Origin of the sequence: Mucilaginibacter auburnensis (assembly GCF_002797815.1) — a bacterium.
In the GTDB taxonomy this organism is placed as follows: domain Bacteria; phylum Bacteroidota; class Bacteroidia; order Sphingobacteriales; family Sphingobacteriaceae; genus Mucilaginibacter; species Mucilaginibacter auburnensis.
In genome coordinates, this window is the sequence record NZ_PGFJ01000001.1 from 2,295,611 (window position 1) to 2,318,167 (window position 22,557).

The following is a 22,557-nucleotide window of genomic DNA, read 5'->3' on the forward strand; positions in this document are numbered from 1 at the left end:
TACACTGGACGCTTTACTATTGCAAAGTTGCAAGTCGATAGCCTATTAAATAAATATCCTCAGGTTGTTGCAAATATTACCAATCAAAGCGTAACGTTAAAGGGTTGTATTTCCGCTGCGAAACGTGCTTCGCTTCAGCAAGATGTGCGATGGCAGATACCTGGCACCGCAAAGGATAGCACTTCCGTTATACTTAATAGGTATAAACCGCAAAGCGTAAAAATACTCGTTTGTTAAATTGTGAAAGCCAAATGCCGCGCTCTTATGTTAACCGTTTCGTACCAAATGTACTTCCTATGTCTACAATCACCTCCTTATGGGCCTTAGCTGCCATAAAAAAGTTGACGGATGCTTCAGATAGTTTGCATCAGCAGACCCAGGGCGGCTATAATTTTGAAATCAAATTAATTGATGATTCCCTATGGGTATTGACTGGTTTTTACGAGCGAAACAAAATAGCCTTTCGCACGGCATATTTACCACACGGCTTTGATGATGTTAAGATAACTGCTAAGGATGAAACTGGTGTTTCTGTAAAATTAATAGCTGCGATAGGCGAATTTGTTGTCGATATAAAGTGGCCGCAACCCGATGAGGCCATATTACGATATACTGTATCGCTAAAAGCAAAAGCCGACTTTTTTGTTCCTTATTCACCAAGGGATATCTTAATATTTGGGAACGCAGAGCCGGAAGGTGAGATACATATCTCCCAAACCGGTACACGCTCCGGACTGCTTTATGGCTCATTAAAGAAGCCAGGTTCAGGCACTTTTTTATACTTCCAGAATTTAACAGCGCTTGCTGATTACAATACCGACACAGAAAGCTCTGTTGGAGGAATTGTTGGCGGCCTATGGCCGGAATTGGGATTAAGCCTTCCGCCTACCTCAGATAAGCCATTGCAAAAAGGTAAAACATATATACTTAGCGATGCATTTGTTGTTTTAGATGACAAAAGCCCTGCAGACCAATTCGACATTGCTAAGGGTTTTTTAGAAACACTGGCTAAAGTGTACCTGCTATTGCCACGACCCGAAACGCCTTACCAGGATTATTTGGATGTATTGCCCAAAGCGCTGCATGATATAGAGACCAACAAAGGTTGCTGGTCATACCACAGCGGTAGGGCTTATTTAAATGCTTACCTCTGCGACTATTACACCCCACCCGAAATTATGGTGCAGTTAGCCGTTTTACTACCTGTGCAGGATTACATGCGATGGAGTGGCGAGACCTGCGCTTTAGAAAAGGAGATACTTGATGGTTTATCTGCTTTTTATGACGAAAAAATAGGTACAGTAATGCGCTGGCTCCCATCTGCAGAGGACATGCTTGACAAATCTGAAGAGCAGAAAATACCTAAAGTTATGGATGCATGGTATCTGCATCACCCTTTGCTTAATCTGGCGCGTTTGGCAGAAGGCGGTAATAAGTTAGCCAAAGAGTTGTTGCTAAACTCAGTTGATTACGCAATTAAGGTAGCTCATCATTTTAACTATTGCTGGCCGGTTTTTTACAACATGGAAACGCTGGAGGTAATAAAAGCGGAAACCAAAGAAGGGGCGGGCGGTGAAAAGGATGTAGCGGGCCTTTATGCGCACGTAATGTTGCAGGTATGGGAGTTAACCAAAGACAAGAAATTTTTTCGAGAGGCAGAAAAAGCGGCGCAATCTATGCAGCAGCATGGTTTTAATGTGTTTTACCAGGCTAACAATACCATGTTCTCTGCTAAAGCCATGATACTGCTTTACAAGGAAACAAAAAAAGAGCTTTACCGCAATTTGTCCTACCTGTTTTTGGCCAACATATTTAAAAATGTAGCGTTGTGGGAGTGTGAGTATGGATTTGGTAAAAACTTTCCGACTTTTTTTCAATTGTTTCCATTGGACGACGCGCCTTACACTGCAGTATACGAAGAGCAGGAATCTTTCTCGGGAGTACATGAGTTTTTAAATTATGCTAATGGCGTAGAGCTACTGCCATCCGTACGCTTGTTGCTGGCAGAGTTTGTAAAACACTCTATTAACCGCATGATGTATTACTATCCGCCTATGTTACCGGAAGACATGATGGTTAAGGACGTAAAAACAGGAGAATTGGACCCTAAACTATGGGTGGCACTGGAAGATATTCACGACGGATGGGAACAATCTGGCAGCGTAGGACAGGAAGTTTATGGCGCAGGTTTATGCTTTGGTATAGTGCCCAGACAATACATGCGGGTTCCTGTAAAAAATTTTATAATTTTTGTGGATTACCCCGTTATTAACCAAACCACCAAAGGCAACTCATTTAGTTTTGATGTAGAAGGCGACAGCAGGCTAACCTGCCGTATGAAGATATTAAAGCAGGGTAACAAGCGTTTGCCGGCTCTGAAAATAAATATAGAGAATGACATAGATCAGCTTGAAATTAACAAACTGAAAGCTGTTAAAGACGGCGCAGAATATATTATTCATGGCGGCCAGAAGATTTCGGTGAGCTGGAATGGACCAGCCAATAATTGAGCAGTACTTCATGAGATATCATAAGCATGGCTATAACAGGTGAAGGTTTGATCTAAATTTGATTACTACATGAACAGGCCCGGGAGCTTTTGTAATAAAATAAGCAAAACTATTCTTTAAGATTTTTCGAAAACCCGCCTATTTCAATCAATTCGTCCACAAAACGGTTTGATTATACTACGTTGTTGACCCGAAAGCTTCTCATTTTTATGAGAGGCTTTTTGTTGTATTGAAGTTTAGGTTCTTCAATCATGTCATCATTCTTAACATTAAAACGTTCCCGCACTTCCTGTTAATAAGTATCTATGTGTTATACATGTGCTTACTCCGACTTTTTAAAACTTTCCCATCTTTTAGCGGTTAACAACCGTATGGAAAAACAACGCGGCGCAGTAAATCAAACCTACACACAAAAAGTATGGCTCACCGTTGGTATTGTTGCCTTGTTGGTTTCTGCCATCCTTATAGCACGTGTTGCTTTTAATGTGCTGTTAATGATCCTTTCTGGTACGCTTATCTCCACCTATTTTCACGGCCTGGCTGATTTTATTGAACGCCATACAAAATGGAAACGAAGGCTGGCAATGATAACAGGTCTGATATTAACTATCGTAATTGTTGGGCTTATATTTTGGTTTATGGGTACACGCATAGAACAGCAAATTACCCAATTGAGTCAGTCGCTTCCGGAAACAGTCACTCATTTGAAAGAAAAATTAGCCCAAAACGAAATAGGAAGACAAATACTTGAAGCAACGAATACCAAACCTGCGGGCAACTTGCTTGACACAGCCCGTTCATTTTTTACTACCAGCTTTGGCGTACTTGGCGACGTTTATATCATTTTGTTTCTCGGCATTTTTTTCACCGCCAACCCTTCTATTTATAAGGATGGCTTGCTGTTACTCATACCCCCGGCAAAAAAACCGATGGGACGGCAAATTATGGACAGGGTTAGTCTTTCCTTAAAGGGATGGTTAAAGGGGATGATGATCTCTATGGTTCTGGTAGCAATCATGATAGGTATTGGTTTAACTATTGTTGGAATACCCGGCGCATTAGTATTGGCTCTACTTACCGGGTTTTTAGAAATTGTGCCAACTTTAGGGTCAGTGATAGCTATGATTCCCGGTACTTTGCTCGGACTTACCGTAAGCACCAATACCGGAATTGTTGTAGCCATCATTTACATTATTTCGCAAACTATTACTGCAAATATTGTAAACCCCCTTATTCAGAAAAAAATGATCAATCTTCCACCTGCTTTAACCCTTATCAGTCAATTGGTTATGGGGTCTGTTTCGGGGGCATTGGGTATCATTATGGCTGTGCCACTGTTAGCAATTACTGTAATTTTGGTTGATGAGCTTTATGTGAAGAAAATCAACAATGTTCCGGAAGAAAAAGGAAAATTAGTTACTACTAAAGGGATTACGTCAATTGATTAAAAATCAGTCTCTGGTTTGTACTGTCGTTTAACTTTGATGCGAACAGGTCCTTTAAAATTTGTAACATCAACGTCTTTGCCTTTTTGCGTGATTATTATGCTTCCTTCTTTGCAGAGATCTATCGCAACATTGCGGATTTCCTGCATATGTTCACGCCAGTTGTCCGGAAAAATTGCGCGGGCAACTTCAGATGGGCATGTACTTTTTTCAGGCCCACGTTCTGTCGCTTTGGTAACAATGGCATCAGCAATGGTTGAGCGATCTATCATCACCTATACCAACAGGATAATAGTTTTATTGTTGATTTAAAAGACTTAAAATAGCCGTAATTGTTCGGTTTCACGCGCGAAATTGGATAGCGAAATACCCAGTAGCCTTACGCGCTGGCCTTCTTCAAAGTTTAGTGCCAGTAATTCTTTAGCAACACGCGTAATTGTTTCAAGGTCGTCAATCGGTGCGAGGAATGAACGGTTCCGGGTAATCTGTTTAAAGTCATGGTATTTAACCTTAAGTGTAACCGTGCAACTTTGTAACTTGCTTTTATTCAGCCGCCCATACACAATAAGCGCCAGTGTATCTAATTGCGCCTCCATTTCCTCAAGCGTTCTCAAATCATAAGCGAATGTATCTTCCGCAGCGAGTGACTTAGCGGGTCTGGATGGCGTAACAGGTCGCTCATCAATACCACGTACAATCTGATAGTAAAAGCTACCTGTTTTGCCAAAGTTACGAAGCAATTCTGCTTCACTTAGTTGTTTGAGATCGGCGCCCGTGAACAAGCCCATCGCTTTCATTTTAGCTGCCGTTACTTTTCCAACACCATAGAACTTCTCTACCGGAAGCTGTTCCATGAAGGTTTCAATGGCTGAAGGGCCAATAAATTTCATTCCATCCGGCTTATTAATATCAGAGGCAATCTTGGCTACAAACTTATTTACCGAAACACCTGCTGATGCGGTTAGCCTGAGCTCTGAACGGATGGCTTCTTTTATAGCGTGTGCTATTGTCAAGGCTGAGCCGATACCTTGCTTGTCTTGTGTTACATCCAGATAGGCCTCATCCAATGACAGCGGTTCGATCAAATCTGTATAACGTTTAAAAATCTCACGTATCTGGCGGGAAACTTCTTTATAAGCGTCAAAACGAGGCTTTACAAATATAGCATCCGGACAAAGCTGCAAAGCCTGCTTGGAGGGCATGGCTGACCTTACCCCAAACCGCCGGGCTTCATAACTTGCGGTGGCCACTACACCACCCCGACCTTCTGGCAACCCACCAACAATCAATGCTTTACCCACAAATTCAGGATTATCGCGCTGTTCAACAGATGCATAGAATGCATCCATATCAATATGGATAATCTTTCTGTAATCACTAAGATCGCTCATAACGCTTTGCTAACAAAAATAGCAATTTGGTTTGGTTAGTTTAATTTATATGCGCAATTTATTGGAGTACACAATTATTTTCATTTGCCAATCCTGTAAACGAGATATAAAAATATATTTATTAAATACATTTTTATTGAAAGAGATGTAAACATTGGATTGATTAACCCGTTATATTTACAATATAATTGTGTCACAATGATCAGCAAAGAAGAACTATTGGAAGGCGTTGAGTTGCTTTACACCGGAAAGGCATTTAAGGGATTCCGTGAGGACAATCCTTTTGTCACATTTTTAGGTTATGACCGTAACGATTGGTCAAACATATGGGTGAAGTATGGCGGTCGCAGAATTTTCACGTCTCTGCGAGATGTGATGTTAAAGCGCGACACTACAATTTCTGTTTAAATTGCCTTATAAAGATGTTGTTGGGTATCTTTAGGAAGGTATAATGTAATTGTATTAAATAAAATTATTCGCAAACAAAGAAAAAGCCCGGAAGGGCCTTTAATAAAGTAATTATGACCTGGGAAGGACTCGCTCTCCACCAAATATTAAAAGTCATCAGATAGATTTTATATCTTATTAAATCAAATATTCGTAAACTATTACTGTTTCGTTTTAAAATATTTGTAAAACATTTCTTCAAAACAAGCCCAGCACTTTCATAGACCTGATGTATGATGGCATGACCGTTATCGCTGCAGGAGCGGCTGGCACCATCACAGTTGGCAGCTGTAATACCACAGCTACAATCCCACAAAGAAGATCGCATTATTATAGCCTGAGGGGTGGTATACCCTGCTTGATCAGCTAATAAAGAAGACCCTGCGCTTCGGATCGAACAATTATTAGCGAGCCTGAAAAAAAACTACAAAACAACTCTACTGGTCAACCACCGCGAAAAGATCATACCGGTTCAGGTTAAAGATATTGCCTATATCTGCCTTGATAGTACAGTTATTCGTTTAGGAACTCTCCAAAATCAGCAATATTTCCTGACCAGCAGCGTGGAAGAGCTGGAAAAGATGCTGGACCCGGAACTATTTTTCAGGGCAAACCGGCAATTTTCTGATCAACAGGCAGGATATCGATACCGCTGAAAAGTTCTTCACCAGAAAACTGGCAGTGAAACTAAGCGTAGAAACACCTGAGCGTATTCTGATCAGTAAAAATAAAGCTATATTGTTTTTGCACTGGCTGTAGGGGGCCTAAGAATAAAAGAGATTTTCATTTTAAACGCTATACGATCAGTCTGCGGTTCATCTTCTGTACCCGGAGAAGATCAAGGCGACCAGGACACGATGTTCATTCTTGGCAGGAAATGGAAGCTGCCTATCATATTAGCCATTCATATGATAGCAAGCGATTTAACGAGATCGCCAGCGCTATCTCTGTTATGAACGCGTGACGTAGCTACGCCTGTGGAAATTGAAAAAAACATTTAAAAAAAAATCGGGGAAAATAAAGTGCCCATATTATCAGGACACTTCGTTCGGATAGTTCAATTTCCTGAAATAATAATAAGATATACACAATACAGCGAAAGGTACCAGCGGTGCTATTCCCTTTGCAGGGCCATCAGCGACCCAGTGCCCGAGGCTTGCTGAAAGCAGTAATATTCCGAAAGCGACATAGGCCCATTCTTTAAACATTGTAGCTATAGCAGGGATGAGTATAATTACCGCGCCAACAATTTTAAGGACATCCAGTTCCAAAGCAAAATAAGCGGGGAAGCCCATCTTCTTTATGGCTTCGATTAAGTATGCCTTTGGGGCAAAATAGGACGGCAGCACGATCAAAGCCATAGCGATAATGGTGATGATCCAATAAATTCTTTTTTCTTTTTGCATGATCTGAAATATTTAGGGACAAATTTATTGTGGATACTTTTACATTTGTTATCTGTTTCCTTTTAGAAACTGGTTTCCTTCAGGAAACTAAGTCGCCATTGACTAACCGATCTTCATAATTTTGAATGATATGAATGCAAAAAAGCAATCCGCAGAACCGCTTGAATGTAAAGAGCAGTTGATCGCGATAAGGGACACGATGATCCTATTATCAGGGAAGTGGAAAATTCAGATCGTTGGATGGCTCCTGTTGTATGGTAAGGTGCGTTTTATGGATATGTTGCGCGGAATAGATGGTATTGCGGCAAAGATGCTCTCAAAAGAGTTACAGGAACTGGAGCAAAATGAAATAATGGTGAGAACAGTGATGCCAACGAAACCGGTAACCGTAGAATATGAGTTAATAGAACACGGTAAGACTTTAAGCGGGGTAATTACCGCTATCTCGACCTGGGGCGTAACGCATCGGCAATTCCTGTTTAAAAAACACTTTATTTCACAATGACTTCTGAGATGCGCCAGGCCTTAATCCATACCAATTGACCATGAAAATGAATGCCTGGCTTGAAAACCAGTTAGATAGCGGCATACATTAACAGGTGGATTGCCTTCTCCTCAGGATGTTGCTGCGTACCTTCAGGTCTCACAACGCTATCTTTCAGATATGCTGCGCGCTATCACCGGCAAAACAACGCAGCAGCATATACATCTTGTGCTGATTGAAAAGGCAAAGGCTTTATTGAACCAGACTGACCTCACTATTGCGGAGATAGCCTACCAATTGGGTTTCGAGCATCCGCAGTCGTTTAATAAATTGTTTAAGCAACGCACCAATACCACGCCTGTTCAATACCGCCATGATCGGCTGAACACAAGTTGAAAATAGGGAGGAGGCAAAAGATAAATTTCGGACAAAACAGCCCAGGTATTTTCTTTCGTTTTTTTACAATCACGATTTTTTTGTTTTTTTAAACTTTAATCCGCGTATAAAAGTTGAATGATTGCTCGCAAGGTGATTATTCAATTAAGAATTTGTCCTGATATGTACCGATATGTGCTTGTCTTTTTTATGGTTGCCTTCCGTGCCGCAGGATGGACAAACGTGTATGGGCAAAATCTGGTGGGCGCAGCGCAGCTCAAAGCAGCGAAAATGCATTACAACCAGGGTAATTACCTCAAGTCACTTACGATGGCTCTCCCGGTATACCAGGAAGCCGTACGCAACCAGCAACCGGATATGGCAGCGGATGCCGGGAACCTGATAGGACTGGTGGAACTGGCGCAGGGGCGGCCGCAGGAGGCACTGGCTTATTTTAAACGGGCAAAAGCTGCCAATGAAGCGCTGCATAAGGAGGGTCGTTTGGCAGCCAATCTGCTCAATATCAGCCTGGCTAAATCCGATCTGCATCAACTGGACAGTGCCGTTACCTTCATTAAACAATCCCTCTCCATCAGCAAACGCCGCCATTTACATAACCTGACAGCTATGGGCAATAACCATCTTGCAGATTTTTACGCAAGACAAGGTAAACTGGCACAGGCAGAGCAGCTTTATCATACCGTCATCGGCAATAAAGTTTATCAGGATGGATGGGAAAACAGTTTCGCCTACGCAGGGCTGGCGGGTATTGCTTTTGAGCGTAGGCAATACCCCCTTGCGGCCAAACTGGCGGATAGGTCTTATCAATTATCACTTACTATCGATGCGAAGTGGGACGCGGCACGCGCACTGGAGCTCGCGCATAGGTCTTATAAAGCTATGGGCTCAATTGACTCAGCCTACAAGCGGTTGTTGATCTATAAGGATGTAAGTGACAGCATTTTTAACGCAACCAAGGAACAGCAAATCAACAAACTGAAACTCGAAGCGCAAGCCACCGAGAATCAGAACCTCCGTAATGCAATCAGCATGGCCGAGCAAAAACAAAAAATTAATCATCTCTATGTAATAACGGTCACAGCCATAATCATTGCCGTATTGCTATCCGCGCTATTAATTTATCGGCGAATATCACACCGCAACCAACTGTTGGAGAGGGAGCAGGCAGCCAGCAAAAAACACAGCAGAATTATTGAAGAACAAAATAAAAAACTAAACCGGCTCAATCAGGATAAAGATCGTTTGCTTTCAATCATCAGCCATGACCTGAGAAGTCCGTTCGCTTCACTTCAAAGCACCTTAACTGTTTTTCGCGCCGAGGGCCTCAGCGTCGACGAACTCTCTGGTTTGCTCGGAGAACTTTCAACGCAGGTCAATGCGGCCTCGCTGATGCTGGACAGCCTACTGATCTGGGCGGCTAACCAGTTGGAAGGGGTGTCCACCCGTATGGTTCCAATTGACCTGGTGGCCAAAGTTGATAAAGTGATCAGTTTTATGAGTGTAGCGGCCCGTGATAAAGGAATTGAGATCATTCATGAAAAAGACACTTTGCCACATGTCTGTGCTGATGCAGACCAGATCAGGATCATCATACAGAATTTATTATCCAATGCCTTAAAATTTACGCCCAAAGGCGGTTATATCCGTATCAGCTACACAATTAATGATGATGAGGTAGTGTTAGCGGTACGGGATTCCGGCGTTGGTATGTCACCTTCCGTTCTGGCCGGCCTGCTTTCCGGCAATGACAGCTACAGCTCCACCTATGGAACAGCAAATGAGAAGGGCATTGGACTGGGACTTCAACTGGTTAGAGACTTTGCTGCAAAAAACGCGTTGATACTATCCGGAGACTCCGTCCCTGGTGAAGGCACAGCATTCTTTCTGCATTTCAGGCAACTCAGTTAATTCTCTAAAAGTTGATAAAAAGCAGGTGTCCGAACTCAAAACAGATCCTCAGAAAAGTTATTTGATCAAGATGAATTATAATGAACCTCCCGGGACAAGCACAGCATCAGCAATTAACGTGCGTGCAAACAAACTACCTGACAGGCAGGACATCATTCGGTTAAAAGCCAGCTTGCCCAACTTATAACCTGAGGTTTCTACATAAGTTATTTCCGGATAGTATAAGCCGGGTAAGTAACCATCGCTAATGGCAATTAAACCAATATCATCAGGAAATCTTAAGCCAGAACGTTGTATGCTACGCATAACGCCGGTAAGTATATCATCACTCATAGAAAAAATAGCATCGGGGCGTCTCCTGGCTTTCATTGCCTTTTGTACTGCTGTAGCGGCTTCCTGCGGGTTAGCAGCGTGAATAATAGTGTATTTTGCTGAGGCGTTATGTTCACTCATATAAGCTGTAAAAGCCAACATACGTATCTGCGTTATAGATAAATGCGCATCACCGAAAATAGCCAGGATATTTTTTTTATTCTTTTTAAGTAGTTCGGCAGCGGCCAGATGGGTAGCTTGTTCATCAGCCACACAAACCTTATTGCAGGCCTCAAAGGCAGGCACCTTGTCGCAAAAGATAACAGGGATATTTTGCTCATCCATTTTCAGCATTTCTTTTATGTCCTCTGTTTCGGCAGTAACAGATATAAATACACCGGCCACCCGCGCGAAGCGGCAGCGCTTAACATTATCTCGCTCAATGGCCTGGTCGTTACCAGATTGCAGGATGATGAGCGAATAGCCGTATCGCCTCGCTTCTTCTTCTAAAGAGGCGATGAATGACAGGTAGAAGTGATTGGATATATCCGGCAGTATCACCCCAAACTCCTTGCTGTTGTTGGTACGCAAACTAATAGCATAAGCGTTTGGCTCATATTCCAGCATTTGCGCAAGTTCCTGTACTTTACGGCGAGTGGTCTCAGAAATATCAGGATGATCTTTAAGCGCCCTTGATACAGTAGAGATGCTGATATTTAGCATCTCAGAGATGCGCTTTAAGGTTACTTGGGGTTTCATCTTGGTTTAAAAATTGAATGAAGATAACTATTTTTTCAACAACAAACGTTTTCGCAAACATTTGCGGAAACGTTTGCGCCGCGTCACCTCGTAAAATAGCGACTATTGATATATGAGCCCGATAACTTTGACTTAACAATTATAACAACCTAATTTTAATTATGAGAAAGCTACTATTGGCAGCCTTCCTGCTGTTTGCCGGAACTGCCGTTTTTGCCCAGCAGTCTGTTTCTGTTAAAGGCACAGTTACCGATAAAAGTAACCAACCACTACCGGGCGCAACCGTACAATGTTTAACCGTACCAGGCGGCACGGCTACTGATGTAAACGGCAAATTTACCCTCAACAACTTACCGGCTTCTAATCAGTTGAAACTACGTGTAACTTATACCGGTTATACATCAGTTGAGCGGATAGTAGATGCTTCGGCAGGCGGTATAGATACCTTAAAAATAGTACTGAGTAATACTGATGCTTTGTCATTAACAGAAGTGATTGTAACAGCTTCAACAGGCTCCGGCAACAGGTTAACCAGCAGCCTTTCAACCAGCAGCCTTAAAAGCGCCGATCTGGAAAAAGCCGCTCCACGTACCACTGCCGAGATCTTTCGTTCAATTCCGGGTGTGCGTTCTGAGGCAACAGGCGGCGAGGGTAATGCCAATATAACCGTACGTGGTGTGCCATTATCATCGGGCGGTTCAAAATACCTGCAATTACAGGAAGATGGTTTACCTGTGTTACAATTTGGCGATATAGCCTTTGCTACCGCAGATATATTTTTACGGGCCGACCAAACGCTAAGCCGAATTGAGGCTGTAAGAGGCGGTTCGGCTTCAACTATGGCGACTAACTCACCTGCGGGTATCATTAACTTCATCAGCAAAACCGGCGCTACCGAGGGCGGTACAGTAGCCACAACTGTTGGCTTAGATTATCAAAACTTCCGCACTGATTTTAACTATGGCGCGCCTATTGGCAACGGATTGAGCTTTAACATTGGTGGTTTTTATCGTCAGGGACAAGGCCCGCGTACAGCAGGTTTTTTAGCCAACAACGGCGGACAGATCAAGGCTAACCTTACCAAGCAATTTAACGGAGGTTATGTAAGAGTTTACTTTAAATTATTAGATGACCGCGCTGCGGCCTACATGCCAATGCCTGTACAGGTAACAGGTTCTAATGATAACCCCACTTACACGTCTCTGCCAACCTTCAATATTAATCATGGTGCGTTGCAAACCCCTTACATTTTGCAAACCCAGGGTCTTGGCCCCAATGGCGGCCCTTACACAAGTCAGGTTAGCGATGGTATGCATCCATTATCAAAAACAATAGGCAGCGAAATTCAGTTTGATCTGGGCGACCGCTGGACTTTGGATAACCGCAACCGCGCCGCTTTTAACTCCGGAGAATTTATCGCGCCATTTCCTGCCTCGGTAGGTTCTACAAGCGCAATGCTCAACCAGATAGGTACTGCAACAGGCCGCGTGCTTACCGGCGCAACCGTAACCAACGCTGTAACCGGTCAGGCATATACCGGTAGCCAGGCTATGATCATCCATATGTTTGATGCCAAGCTGAATAACTTTAACAATTTTATTAATGATTTTAAATTGAGGAAAGACTTTGACAAAGCTAAGTTGACCTTCGGTTATTATAAATCAAGCCAAAACATTAATATGGATTGGTTATTCAATTCCTACCTCACCAGTCTTGACGGTGAAAGTGCTGTTCCGCTTAACATAACTACAGCAGGTGGTACTTCATTGAGTAACAATGGTCAATATGCATACGGTGCGCCTGTTTGGGGTAATCTGCACCGTAATTATAATGTTAACTATGATATTTCCGCACCTTATGCAGGCATCAACCTTGACCTTTCATCAAAATTAAAATTTGATGGTAGCTTAAGATATGACATGGGCAGGGTAAGAGGCAATTATTCAGGCAATGTGCAACGCAGCTATGATGTAAATAATGACGGTACGATAAGCGCCAATGAGCAAAGCGTATCTGCCATTAATTTTAGCGATGCCAAGCCTGTTAATTACAATTATAAGTATTTATCGTTCTCTGCCGGTTTAAATTATTTGATAGATCCGTCAAATGCGGTATTTGCACGCTATAGCTCTGGTGGTACAGCACAAGCCGACCGCATACTATTCACTTCAAGTATATTTGCTAATGGCGGTGCGGCAACGGCTTACAATCGTATTGATCAGGGCGAGTTAGGCTGGAAATTAAAATATGATAAAGGAGGATTATTCCTTACCGGCTTTTACGCGCACACCAAAGAAGCCGGCGAATTTGAAGTTACTACACAACGCATCATTCAAAACAGCTACCGCGCTTTTGGTGTGGAGTTAGAAGGTGTTACTAATGTAAGCAGCAATTTTGATGTTCGTTACAGCGCAACCTTTACTCACGCCCGTATAGTTGATGGCCAGTACAAAGGCAACAAGCCGCGTCGTCAGGCTGATCTGATCTATAACATTGTACCTACTTACAAAGCCGGAGCTTTGTCATTTGGTGCAAGTGTTTTAGGTACTACCGCATCTTTCACACAAGATGTTAATCAGTTAAAACTGCCTGCTTATGTATATGTAAATCCATTCTTTAACTATCGCTTTGGTAAAAAATGGTCAGCATCATTAAATGCCAATAACGTTTTCAATGCCATGGGCTTTACAGAGGCGGAAGAAGCAGCTATAACAGGCGGACAAAGTAATATTGTACGCGCCCGTTCAATTACCGGCCGTACCATTTCAACAACCGTGATGTTCAACTTCTAAAATTAATAACCGTTAGGGCGGCACGCCGCCCTAACCTATTGCCTTTTGAATTATGAAAGCGACAGAAAGCAAACTTACAGCTGGTGCAGTTGAGGTGATAGAGAAAGCTGCGTCTATGGGATACTTACTGGCATCCGGGCAGCAAATAGATAACTATCGTCAGGTTTGGGCACGAGATAGTGCGGTAACAATCCTGGCTATATTGGCAAGCGATCTTAAAAACTTGTTTACTACTGCTGCCAACACCCTAAAATTATTACAGCAACAAGCCGATAGCAAGGGGCAGATACCTTCAAACGTACAGGTTAACGAGGCTGGTGAAATTGAAAAAGTGAGTTTTGGCGGACTGGTAGGTCGCACCGATTCCAGTTTCTGGTGGTTGATAGCCAGCCTCACTTACCTTAAAAAAGTTGAAGATGTTGAGTTTGCATCGAAAGTTGAGGCACATGCGTTCAAGATATTTGATCTGGCGGAGGCGTGGGAGTTTAACGGCAAACAACTGATGTACCTACCCATGAGTGGTAACTGGGCTGACGAATATGTTACACATGGCTACGTGCTGTATGATCAACTACTACGTTATTGGGCATTGCAATTGGCGGCCGAAAGATTGAAGAATAATGAGCTATCAAAGAAAGCAACTGTGGTAAAGGCGGCTATAAAACAGCACTTTTTGTTTGAACAGCCGCTTGATAGTAGCTTGTATCCGATAGCGCAACGTCAAAAAATTGGTAAGTATAACTTGTCTGATAATTTTATCGCTTCCTTTTCGCCGGGCGATAGGGTAGAACGTTACGATGCCTGGAGTATAGCTTTATTGCTATTACTGCAAATACCCTCAGAAGATAACCGCGACCGCCTGGCCGGTGTTATTAAAGATACTTTTGATCAATTTAATAGCAAAGGTATACCTGCATTCTGGCCAGAAATAATGCCAAAGGATAGTGCCTATGAGGCTTTGAGCAATAATTATAGTTATCGCTTTAAAAATAAACCGGGACACTTTCATAACGGTGGTATATGGCCGGTGGCCAATGGTTTTTTGGTTACGGCACTTAATTTTTGCGGTAAAACAGATATTGCCACGCAATTATTCAACGCCATGCAAAGCGCTTTAGAAATAGCAGACGAAAGCAGGCCTTTTACAGAGTATTTTGAGTTGTACAGCGGTGAGCCGTGTGGCACTCCCGAACTTTGCTTTAGTGCGTCGGGTTATTTGATGGCTGCAACCTCTCAGACAAACATGGCAGCGGTGAACAGGTTATTGCCCGGATATCTGCAGAAAACTTACAAACTTCAACAAAAGTACAGCGAGTTATGCGCAGCAATATTGGCTGTGCTTCCCGTTGTGGGTAAAAATGTTATGGTGATATCAATAGCCGGGCAATCGGGCAGTGGTAAAACCACATTGGCCTATGCGCTAAAGCGTGAACTGCAGCAACTTGGCGTAAAAACTATTTTATTGCATCAGGACGACTATTTTAAGCTTCCGCCTAAACAAAACCACATGGCCCGCGAGAAAGATTTTGGCCATATCGGCTACGATGAGGTGCGGTTAGAAGTTTTAGATGAGCACATCAGACAGATCAAGTTGCAACAGCACTCAACAATCACTATTCCACGTATGAACTGGGTAAAGGATGTGGAGGAACAAATGGTAATTGATATTAAAGACGCGCAGGTGGTTTTAGTTGAAGGTACCTATACATCATTGTTAAGCCAACCCCGGTTTAAAATATTCTTTAATGCTGATTATCGCGAAACACGCGAAAGCAGGGCAGGCAGAGGCAGAGATAAAGACAATGATTTTATTGAGCAGGTACTACAAAAAGAAAGCGGACTGATAAGTATGCACGAAGATTTGGCCAACCTGGTATTAAACAACCAACTCGAAGTGGTAACTTACCGCGAGTGAACCTTTAACCTGATATAACATCATGAAAATATTTAAAACCAGGATGTCTTTCTGGCAGATCATCAACATGAATTTTGGTTTTCTGGGTTTACAATACAGCTTTGGCTTACAGCAGGCCAACATGAGCCCGATATATTCCTATCTTGGTGCTGAGGAGAAGAACTTGCCTTACCTATGGTTGGCGGGGCCCGTAACGGGGCTTGTTTTACAGCCAATCGTAGGGGCCTTGAGCGACAACACCGTTACCAAATGGGGTAGGAGAACGCCTTATTTTTTGATCGGTGCCATTTTATGCAGCACTTGTTTGCTAATTATGCCGCACAGCACATCGGTATGGATGGCAGCCAGTACCTTATGGATATTAGATGCCGCTAACAATATTACGCAGGAACCGTACCGTGCGTTCGTTAGTGATAAATTAGATGAAAGTCAGCATGCTACAGGGTTTTTAACCCAAAGCGCTTTTACAGGTTTGGGGCAAACACTCTCTTACCTTACACCCAGTATTTTAATAGGCTTGGGCGTAAGTAAATTCGCGGTGAATGATCGTAATATTCCTGTAACTACCATTATTTCATTCAGTATTGGTGCATTCATTTCCATAACAGCTATTTTGTGGACGCTGAAAACAACTAAGGAAGCGCCGGTAGAACGCACCGAAAATAATAGCGGGCCGTTCTCTGTGAAAATGATATTTGGAGAGATAGCATCGGCAGTAAAAAACATGCCGCGCACCATGAAACTCATGATACCCATGATGTTTTTAAGCTGGTATGCCATGTTTATTTACTGGATCTACATTACCAAATGCCTTTCAAATACTGTGTTTTCCAACGCCGGTATTACTTCCTTTCGCATGGCTGATATATTAACGGGACAAATAGGCGCTTACTATAATTTCGTTGCATTCGCGTCGGCGTTTTTATTGGTTAAACTGGCTCAAAAATGGGGAGCAAAGGCAGTACATGCCACCTGTTTATTGTTGGCGGGTATAGGTTTATTTACTCTGCCGTGGTTTCATACTCAGGCATTGGTATTTATCCCAATAACCGGCCTCGGCTTATGTTGGGCCAGCATGATGGGCTGTCCGTATATAATATTAGCTGGTAGCATACCCGCTGAGCGCACCGGTATTTATATGGGAGTATTTAACATGTTTATTGTTATACCTATGCTGTTGCAAAATGTTACTATGCCGCTTTATTACGAAAGCTGGCTGGGCGGTGATCCGGTAAACGCTATAATGCTGGCGGGTACTTTAATGCTGCTTGCCGCAGGCGCTACGCTGTTTATCAAAACTCAATAAGGCAAGGCTTTATCTTTATCGTGTAACCAGTTACAATAATATTGCTTTCCTTCAGACGACACAGGCGGCATCGAACGAACGCGTGAATCATTTTAGAAAAATGGAAGCTGTTTGGAACGACCATGAACCTATTTGGATAACGTCCGGCATTATCAATACGCTGAACACGTAGAACACTCAGCTAAGCGTGTCATAAAAAATTAACAGGCTGCATATGAAACAAAGATAAGACCTGATTTATCCACAACCGTTGTACCGGCCTTAAAGGTTCGTTACTTTCGCCACCGCCACTATGAAAGTTATTATAGCCGAAAAACCCTCTGTAGGGCGCGAGATCGCCAAAGTATTCGGTGCTACCACTAAACATGACGGTTATATGGAAGGCGAAGGTTACACCTTTACCTGGGCTTTCGGGCACCTGTTGCAACTTGCCGCGCCACAGGAATATGGCTATCATGGCTGGAGTGTGCAGAACCTGCCCATGCTGCCACCTAAGTTCAAACTGTGCCTGCGAAAAAAAGATGGCAAGGATGATCCGGGTGCCAGAAAACAGCTGGACATCATCCGTAAGTTATTTGACGAGGCGACCGAGATCATTGTCGCTACGGATGCCGGAAGGGAAGGCGAGCTTATTTTTCGCTATATTTATTATTTTCTGAAATGCAAAAAGCCTTTTAAGTGACTGTGGATTTCTTCCCAGACAGACGAAGCTATCAAAGAAGGTTTCCGGAACTTAAAACCTGGGAGCGATTACGATACCCTCTTTAATTCTGCTCATTGCCGTTCGCAGTCCGATTGGCTGGTAGGTATGAACGCCACACAGGCCCTGAGCCTGGCATCGGGCAACAGAGGGGTTTTGTCGCTCGGCCGGGTACAGACCCCGACACTGGCGATGATCTGCGCGCGCTACCTGGACAACAAAAATTTCGTACCCGAGCTGTACTACCAGGTAGCCATCCAGCCGGATAAAGATGGGCAGCCTTTTCGGGCGATCTCTGAAAAAAACTATTCAAGCAAAGAAGAGGCGCAGGCAGTGCTGGATCAGGTAGAGGCAACCGGGAACATCCTGTGTGTAGCTGCCAAACCGCGTAAAGAGCCGCCGCCCTTGTTACATGACCTGAGTAGTTTACAGCAAGAGGCTAACAAACGCAAAGGGTTTACGGCAGACCAGACCCTCGGCCTGCTGCAAAACTTATACGAGGGCAAACTAATCACTTACCCCCGTACCGGCAGCCGCTACATCGGTGACGATGTATTTGCCGAAGTACCCGGCCTGATCAATAAACTCAGCGATCATGCCACATTCGGGAAACAAGCCCTGTTACTCGCTGAATCCCAATTGAACAAACGAAGTGTTAATGCTAAAAAAGTAACGGATCACCACGCCCTGCTGACAACCGGAATAGCGCCGTATCACCCGACCCCAGACCAGCAGGCGGTATATGATATGGTCGCGGGGCGTATGCTGGAAGCATTTAACCAGGATTGCATTAAAGAAATTACCAGGATCACTGTATTTTCCGGATCTAAATTTATCGCGAGCGGCACCGTTATTCAAACACCAGGTTGGCGCGCGGTATTCAATGACAAAGATGAGGAAAAGCAGGATGGGGAAAACGCTACCTTGCCTAAAGTGCTACAAGGGGAGGACCTGCCCATCCTGAATAAAGCTGTGCTGGAGAAACAAACCAAACCAAAGCCGCTTTACAACGAGGCAAGTTTATTAAAAGCCCTGGAGACCGCCGGTAAAGAAATTGAAGACGGCGAACTACGCGAAGCCATGAAGGAAAGCGGATTGGGTACCCCAGCTACCCGCGCCGCCATCATCGAAACGCTGATCACCCGTAAATACATCCTGCGCGAAAAGAAAAACCTGGTGCCCACAGCAACCGGCCTGTCCGTTTACAATGTTGTAAAACACCAGCGCATCGCCCAAGCCGAACTGACCGGCAATTGGGAAAAAAGGCTCGAAGAGATTCGCGGCGGTGCCTCCGTCAACGCCTTTCAAGAAGAGATCAAAGCCTATACCGCCTGATCACCCAGGAACTGCTGCAATCCGGAAAAACTATGAAAACTTAAAACCGGCTTTTAAAACCATATTTGCATCATTCATGCCTTCCAGATATGATGCCCGTAAGGCGATATGGGAATGTAGATAGCCAAAAAACGGCCTTGGAGTTAAAAAAAAGCACTTTTTCTTCAAAAAGGGCGTTCAAAAATATGTGTGACCCCGGAGAGATTCGAACTCTCGACCCAATGATTAAGAGTCATTTGCTCTACCAGCTGAGCTACGGAGTCAATAGCGGAAGGCAAATATACACATTAAAGATATTTTTGCCTCACTATAATTTACTCTGCAACAAACGCATTAACCGAGTAAACAAGTAAAAAATCCGCTTGAGTATAATCAGGATAAAGCTCCTGCATTTTTTGCATTGCTTCTTCGCGGGATTTGGCTTCGGCTACTACAGCTTCAAAATCATTGATATATTTTAGTTGCGTGTTAAATACAGAGATATCGCCTGGTTTCCCATGCCCTCCATATATGGTTAAATCCTGTTCCAATACATGAGCAAATTCCTCCAGCTGTTGTTTCCAGTTTTGAATATTCTGCGTATCAATGGCTAACCATGGATGTACGCCATTGTATACAAAGTCATTGGCAAAAAAGGCTTTTAAGTCTTTGCTGTACAAGGTAGTTAAATGCTCACACTCCGCAGCCTCATAATTACTAAAGGCCTCAATTTCTGCACCTTCGGCTAAAACAAGTTTGCCACGTTTTAAAATGTCGATGTTGGCTTGATAATCAAAACCGTTAGGGTTGGCATCGGTTTTAGGTTTTAAGGCAGGCTCTTTTTCGAGCCATCCAACACTTTCCATCCATGTCGAAAAGTTGATAATGTCTTCTTTTATTTCGGGCGTATTTACAACTATCTGCACATCCGGAAATTCCTGTTTCATTACATGCATGCCGGTATAGTGATCAGGATGGCCGTGTGTAATAAATAAATGGGTAAGGGGTTTATTTAATGACTTGATTTGGGCAGCCAGTTTTGATGCTTCGTCGCTATTGCGTAGGCAGTCTACCAAAATAACGCTTTCATTATCCGAAAAAATGTAAGCGTTAACTGTAGCTTCAACGCCATGATATACCTGTAGGTTGATATTATTTGCCATTTAAATTGATTTTAGCGCAAAAGTAAAATAATAGGGTTATAAGTGAGCTTTAAACCTGATTTTGTTATACCAAAAACGCCTCCGGTTGTGGGAGGCGTTCTTGTTGTATTATCTTCTTTGCTGCACCGGCTTCATGCTAAGTGGGTCGGTGGTGATGTAGTAATTAAGATTATTTATTGGTCTCTCTACGTTATCAGGGAAAGGGCGTTTGCTAAACTGCTGGAAGTAGAGCAGGTTGGCATCTTTCCAGAATTGAGCGTCGCGGGTTTGGCGGCGCAACTTCTCCTGTACGCGGGTAAAGCGTTCTGCGTCAACATAAGGTTGAACTTTGTCCCAGGTTACCTGGAACTGTCTAACCTGATTAACGCCTGTATTCCAGTGATTGCAAAGAGCATCCCATAAGGTCTGTCCGTTTTTTAATTTATAATCCCATGATAGGTGGTGGAAATACAACAAATAAATTTCGGGTGTAGTAGCAACGTTATTAAACTCCGAAGAAAGTGGTTCATGATATTGGTCTACCGCATCTGTGCCTGTTTTTGTTCTATCAAACCCAATACCATTCTCGTCTGCCTGATGGTAATAAGGAGGAGTCCAATCTTTACGCGTACCTCTTGGAGCATACCAGGCACCTGGCCCGTAGTGATGATTACCGGCAAAAATGTGATGCAAACCTAAAGGCATAGAATAGTTTACAACTACCTCCCGACTATCCAGCATCATTTTCTTTACAGGTTCATAAAAGCCTTTGTTCCAGTCTTTATTTTCGATGGTAGGGGCAAACGTCAGTTTTATCCACTCGTTGGCAATATCTTCGCTTTTTAACTGGTTGTTCCATGCCAAACGACCAAAGGCATACCAGTTAGCTTGTGCAAAATCATGACCGGTCCAGTTGGTATCTAAACCTACGTTTGATACACCTGCAACAGCTGTATACTTTTGAGGAAAAATGCTTCCATCGGTAACGCGTGCCACGGTACTATTCTTCCCTTCCTGATAGGTATCGCTTTTGTACAATTCTTCCCACATGGTGGCTAAAAAAGCCAGTTGTTCTGCATGACCCAGGTATTCTTGTGTGATCTGAAGTTCGGGCATCACGGGCGTTTTTTTCATAGCGCCAAACAGCGGGCTGAATGGCTCGCGGGGTTGAAAATCAATCGGGCCGTTTTTTACCTGGATGATCACATTATCTCTGAATTTGCCGTCAAAAGGCATAAACTCTAAATAAGCCTGCTTGGCGCGGTCTTTTTCTTCGGCATTGTAAACAAAGGCACGCCACATTACTATACCTTTGTATGGTTTCAAGGCATCCGCCAGCATATTTGCGCCGTCGGCATGAGTACGTTTAAAATCCTGCGGACCTGGCTGCCCCTCGCTGTTTGCTTTTACCAGAAAACCGCCAAAATCAGGTACCAGTTTATAAACTTCAGCTACTTTAGCTTTCCACCATTTTATAACCTCAGGATCAAGTGGGTCGGCAGTTTTTAATCCACCTAACCGCATTGGTGAAGCAAAGTTGATAGCTAAATAAGTTTTAATGCCATAAGGGCGCAATACTGCAGCAATTGCCTTCATTCTGGCAAGCTCTTTTTCGCCCAGCATATTAGGTGAGGCATTTACGTTATTTAACACTGATGCATTGATGCCTATTGATGCATTAGCACGTGCATATTCTTCCCAACGTTTTTTATCGGCATCGGTCACGGTGAAAGCGTTGTCGCCTGCGCGCCAAAAAATAGAATTACCGGCGTAGCCGCGTTCAATTGAACCATTCAGGTTATCCCAATGGTTTAAAATCCTTATTTGATATGAAGGGTTAGAAACAACATTACTAATGTTACCAGTTTGCTGGCGACGCAACATTTCATAAACGCCGTAAAGTATGCCACTTTCGGTAGTTGCGCTCACGGTGTTTCCGGCAATTTTAAATCCATCGGCTTTAAGTGTCGGATCTTTTACCAATTTAAGTTTAACAGTTGCACCAGCCGTACCCAGCCAGGCTTGTTCAATTTCCTTTTTTGCGATGGCAAGCGTTGCAGATTTAGGGTTGGCACCTGTAACCTTAACTGCTTTAGCGTTAACAGGTCTTAACCACAGGTTGTGCCCGTCATCAGCTTTAGCACAAAGTGCCAACGAAACAAACGCACATGCCCAAATCAACTTTTTGGATGCTTTAGTTATCATCTTCATTATTAAATTTATTTAATTGGGTTACAATTTGATTAACAGCGTTAGTAGATGCTACGCTATAAAAGTTGCCAAATTACGGCTTTTAATACTATTTGAGTCATTTGTAATAGGCGCAATTG

The 22,557-nt window shown here is 43.3% G+C and carries 18 protein-coding genes and 1 tRNA gene; 12 read left to right on the forward strand and 7 right to left on the reverse strand.

Translation table 11 applies throughout. The features are described 5' to 3' along the window. Positions 1–296: 296 nt before the first annotated feature. Both CLV57_RS10275 and CLV57_RS10280 read left to right on the forward strand, forming a co-directional pair. Positions 297–2,510, forward strand: a complete 2,214-nt coding sequence (locus CLV57_RS10275) for a hypothetical protein (RefSeq protein WP_100341373.1) — start codon at positions 297–299, stop codon at positions 2,508–2,510. A 371-nt stretch (positions 2,511–2,881) separates the two neighbouring features. Then, positions 2,882–3,958, forward strand: a complete 1,077-nt coding sequence (locus CLV57_RS10280) for an AI-2E family transporter (protein ID WP_157799124.1) — start codon at positions 2,882–2,884, stop codon at positions 3,956–3,958. On the opposite strand, the gene CLV57_RS10285 is transcribed toward CLV57_RS10280, so the two are convergent. Beyond that, positions 3,955–4,227 carry a DUF3253 domain-containing protein gene (locus CLV57_RS10285; protein WP_100341205.1) on the reverse strand — a complete coding sequence of 91 codons (273 nt, stop codon included), beginning with the start codon at positions 4,225–4,227 and terminating at the stop codon, positions 3,955–3,957. The two genes, CLV57_RS10280 and CLV57_RS10285, sit on opposite strands and share 4 nt — an antisense overlap. A gap of 45 nt (positions 4,228–4,272) precedes the next feature. Then, a complete protein-coding gene (gene dinB / locus CLV57_RS10290; protein WP_100341206.1) occupies positions 4,273–5,346 on the reverse strand; it encodes a DNA polymerase IV in 1,074 nt (357 codons plus the stop codon). A gap of 198 nt (positions 5,347–5,544) precedes the next feature. Here dinB and CLV57_RS10295 point away from each other — a divergent pair, with 198 nt between their 5' ends. Both CLV57_RS10295 and CLV57_RS18755 read left to right on the forward strand, forming a co-directional pair. Then, positions 5,545–5,754, forward strand: coding sequence for a hypothetical protein (locus CLV57_RS10295; protein WP_100341207.1), 210 nt, complete (start codon positions 5,545–5,547; stop codon positions 5,752–5,754). Positions 5,755–6,308: 554 nt separating this feature from the next. Continuing rightward, entirely contained in the window at positions 6,309–6,449 is a 141-nt protein-coding gene (locus CLV57_RS18755; RefSeq protein ID WP_394339444.1) for a hypothetical protein, read from the forward strand. Between the two features lie 378 nt (positions 6,450–6,827). Here CLV57_RS18755 and CLV57_RS10305 read toward each other — a convergent pair whose 3' ends face one another. Continuing rightward, positions 6,828–7,199 carry a DoxX family protein gene (locus CLV57_RS10305; RefSeq protein WP_100341209.1) on the reverse strand — a complete coding sequence of 124 codons (372 nt, stop codon included), beginning with the start codon at positions 7,197–7,199 and terminating at the stop codon, positions 6,828–6,830. Positions 7,200–7,398: 199 nt separating this feature from the next. On the opposite strand from CLV57_RS10305, the gene CLV57_RS10310 reads away from it, so the two are divergent. The 3 genes from CLV57_RS10310 (at position 7,399) to CLV57_RS10320 (ending at position 9,987) form a co-directional block, all read left to right on the forward strand. After that, entirely contained in the window at positions 7,399–7,704 is a 306-nt protein-coding gene (locus CLV57_RS10310; RefSeq protein WP_245856933.1) for a winged helix-turn-helix transcriptional regulator, read from the forward strand. A 99-nt stretch (positions 7,705–7,803) separates the two neighbouring features. Beyond that, a complete protein-coding gene (locus CLV57_RS10315; protein WP_262497421.1) occupies positions 7,804–8,079 on the forward strand; it encodes a helix-turn-helix domain-containing protein in 276 nt (91 codons plus the stop codon). A 117-nt stretch (positions 8,080–8,196) separates the two neighbouring features. Next, the gene (locus CLV57_RS10320; RefSeq protein ID WP_100341212.1) at positions 8,197–9,987 is read left to right on the forward strand and encodes a tetratricopeptide repeat-containing sensor histidine kinase; all 1,791 of its coding nucleotides are present in this window, start codon (positions 8,197–8,199) and stop codon (positions 9,985–9,987) included. Between the two features lie 75 nt (positions 9,988–10,062). On the opposite strand, the gene CLV57_RS10325 is transcribed toward CLV57_RS10320, so the two are convergent. Beyond that, complete coding sequence (locus tag CLV57_RS10325; protein WP_100341213.1) at positions 10,063–11,058, reverse strand: LacI family DNA-binding transcriptional regulator; 996 nt, start codon at positions 11,056–11,058, stop codon at positions 10,063–10,065. A 161-nt stretch (positions 11,059–11,219) separates the two neighbouring features. Here CLV57_RS10325 and CLV57_RS10330 point away from each other — a divergent pair, with 161 nt between their 5' ends. The 5 genes from CLV57_RS10330 to CLV57_RS10345 all read left to right on the forward strand — a co-directional run bounded on the left by CLV57_RS10330 (position 11,220) and on the right by CLV57_RS10345 (position 19,106). Continuing rightward, complete coding sequence (locus CLV57_RS10330) at positions 11,220–13,850, forward strand: TonB-dependent receptor (protein WP_100341214.1); 2,631 nt, start codon at positions 11,220–11,222, stop codon at positions 13,848–13,850. Positions 13,851–13,902: 52 nt separating this feature from the next. Beyond that, on the forward strand, positions 13,903–15,765 hold the full coding sequence (locus CLV57_RS10335) for a glycoside hydrolase 100 family protein (RefSeq protein WP_100341215.1): 1,863 nt from the start codon (positions 13,903–13,905) through the stop codon (positions 15,763–15,765). Positions 15,766–15,787: 22 nt separating this feature from the next. Next, positions 15,788–17,071 (forward strand): MFS transporter, encoded by a 1,284-nt coding sequence (locus CLV57_RS10340; protein WP_100341216.1) that lies wholly within the window; start codon positions 15,788–15,790, stop codon positions 17,069–17,071. Positions 17,072–17,363: 292 nt separating this feature from the next. Further along, positions 17,364–17,753 (forward strand): toprim domain-containing protein, encoded by a 390-nt coding sequence (locus tag CLV57_RS18720; protein ID WP_317044579.1) that lies wholly within the window; start codon positions 17,364–17,366, stop codon positions 17,751–17,753. A gap of 126 nt (positions 17,754–17,879) precedes the next feature. Continuing rightward, on the forward strand, positions 17,880–19,106 hold the full coding sequence (locus tag CLV57_RS10345; protein WP_317044580.1) for a DNA topoisomerase: 1,227 nt from the start codon (positions 17,880–17,882) through the stop codon (positions 19,104–19,106). 190 nt (positions 19,107–19,296) lie between these two features. Here CLV57_RS10345 and CLV57_RS10350 read toward each other — a convergent pair. The 3 genes from CLV57_RS10350 to CLV57_RS10360 all read right to left on the reverse strand — a co-directional run bounded on the left by CLV57_RS10350 (position 19,297) and on the right by CLV57_RS10360 (position 22,438). After that, positions 19,297–19,369: transfer RNA gene (locus CLV57_RS10350), tRNA-Lys, on the reverse strand. A gap of 51 nt (positions 19,370–19,420) precedes the next feature. Continuing rightward, a complete protein-coding gene (locus CLV57_RS10355) occupies positions 19,421–20,248 on the reverse strand; it encodes an MBL fold metallo-hydrolase (protein ID WP_100341217.1) in 828 nt (275 codons plus the stop codon). A gap of 108 nt (positions 20,249–20,356) precedes the next feature. Continuing rightward, complete coding sequence (locus tag CLV57_RS10360; RefSeq protein ID WP_211290049.1) at positions 20,357–22,438, reverse strand: alpha-glucuronidase; 2,082 nt, start codon at positions 22,436–22,438, stop codon at positions 20,357–20,359. Between the last annotated feature and the right edge of the window lie 119 nt (positions 22,439–22,557).

What these genes read in the sequence shown, in the direction of transcription:
- CLV57_RS10340 (WP_100341216.1), top strand. Translation starts at nt 15,788, where the DNA reads ATGAAAATATTTAAAACCAGGATGTCTTTCTGGCAGATCATCAACATG.
- CLV57_RS10360 (WP_211290049.1), bottom strand. Translation starts at nt 22,438, where the DNA reads ATGAAGATGATAACTAAAGCATCCAAAAAGTTGATTTGGGCATGTGCG.
- CLV57_RS10310 (WP_245856933.1), top strand. Translation starts at nt 7,399, where the DNA reads ATGATCCTATTATCAGGGAAGTGGAAAATTCAGATCGTTGGATGGCTC.
- CLV57_RS10320 (WP_100341212.1), top strand. Translation starts at nt 8,197, where the DNA reads ATGATTGCTCGCAAGGTGATTATTCAATTAAGAATTTGTCCTGATATG.
- CLV57_RS10295 (WP_100341207.1), top strand. Translation starts at nt 5,545, where the DNA reads ATGATCAGCAAAGAAGAACTATTGGAAGGCGTTGAGTTGCTTTACACC.
- CLV57_RS10335 (WP_100341215.1), top strand. Translation starts at nt 13,903, where the DNA reads ATGAAAGCGACAGAAAGCAAACTTACAGCTGGTGCAGTTGAGGTGATA.
- CLV57_RS10280 (WP_157799124.1), top strand. Translation starts at nt 2,882, where the DNA reads ATGGAAAAACAACGCGGCGCAGTAAATCAAACCTACACACAAAAAGTA.
- CLV57_RS10355 (WP_100341217.1), bottom strand. Translation starts at nt 20,248, where the DNA reads ATGGCAAATAATATCAACCTACAGGTATATCATGGCGTTGAAGCTACA.
- CLV57_RS10330 (WP_100341214.1), top strand. Translation starts at nt 11,220, where the DNA reads ATGAGAAAGCTACTATTGGCAGCCTTCCTGCTGTTTGCCGGAACTGCC.
- CLV57_RS10305 (WP_100341209.1), bottom strand. Translation starts at nt 7,199, where the DNA reads ATGCAAAAAGAAAAAAGAATTTATTGGATCATCACCATTATCGCTATG.
- CLV57_RS10345 (WP_317044580.1), top strand. Translation starts at nt 17,880, where the DNA reads ATGAACGCCACACAGGCCCTGAGCCTGGCATCGGGCAACAGAGGGGTT.
- dinB (WP_100341206.1), bottom strand. Translation starts at nt 5,346, where the DNA reads ATGAGCGATCTTAGTGATTACAGAAAGATTATCCATATTGATATGGAT.
- CLV57_RS10325 (WP_100341213.1), bottom strand. Translation starts at nt 11,058, where the DNA reads ATGAAACCCCAAGTAACCTTAAAGCGCATCTCTGAGATGCTAAATATC.
- CLV57_RS10275 (WP_100341373.1), top strand. Translation starts at nt 297, where the DNA reads ATGTCTACAATCACCTCCTTATGGGCCTTAGCTGCCATAAAAAAGTTG.
- CLV57_RS10285 (WP_100341205.1), bottom strand. Translation starts at nt 4,227, where the DNA reads ATGATAGATCGCTCAACCATTGCTGATGCCATTGTTACCAAAGCGACA.
- CLV57_RS18720 (WP_317044579.1), top strand. Translation starts at nt 17,364, where the DNA reads ATGAAAGTTATTATAGCCGAAAAACCCTCTGTAGGGCGCGAGATCGCC.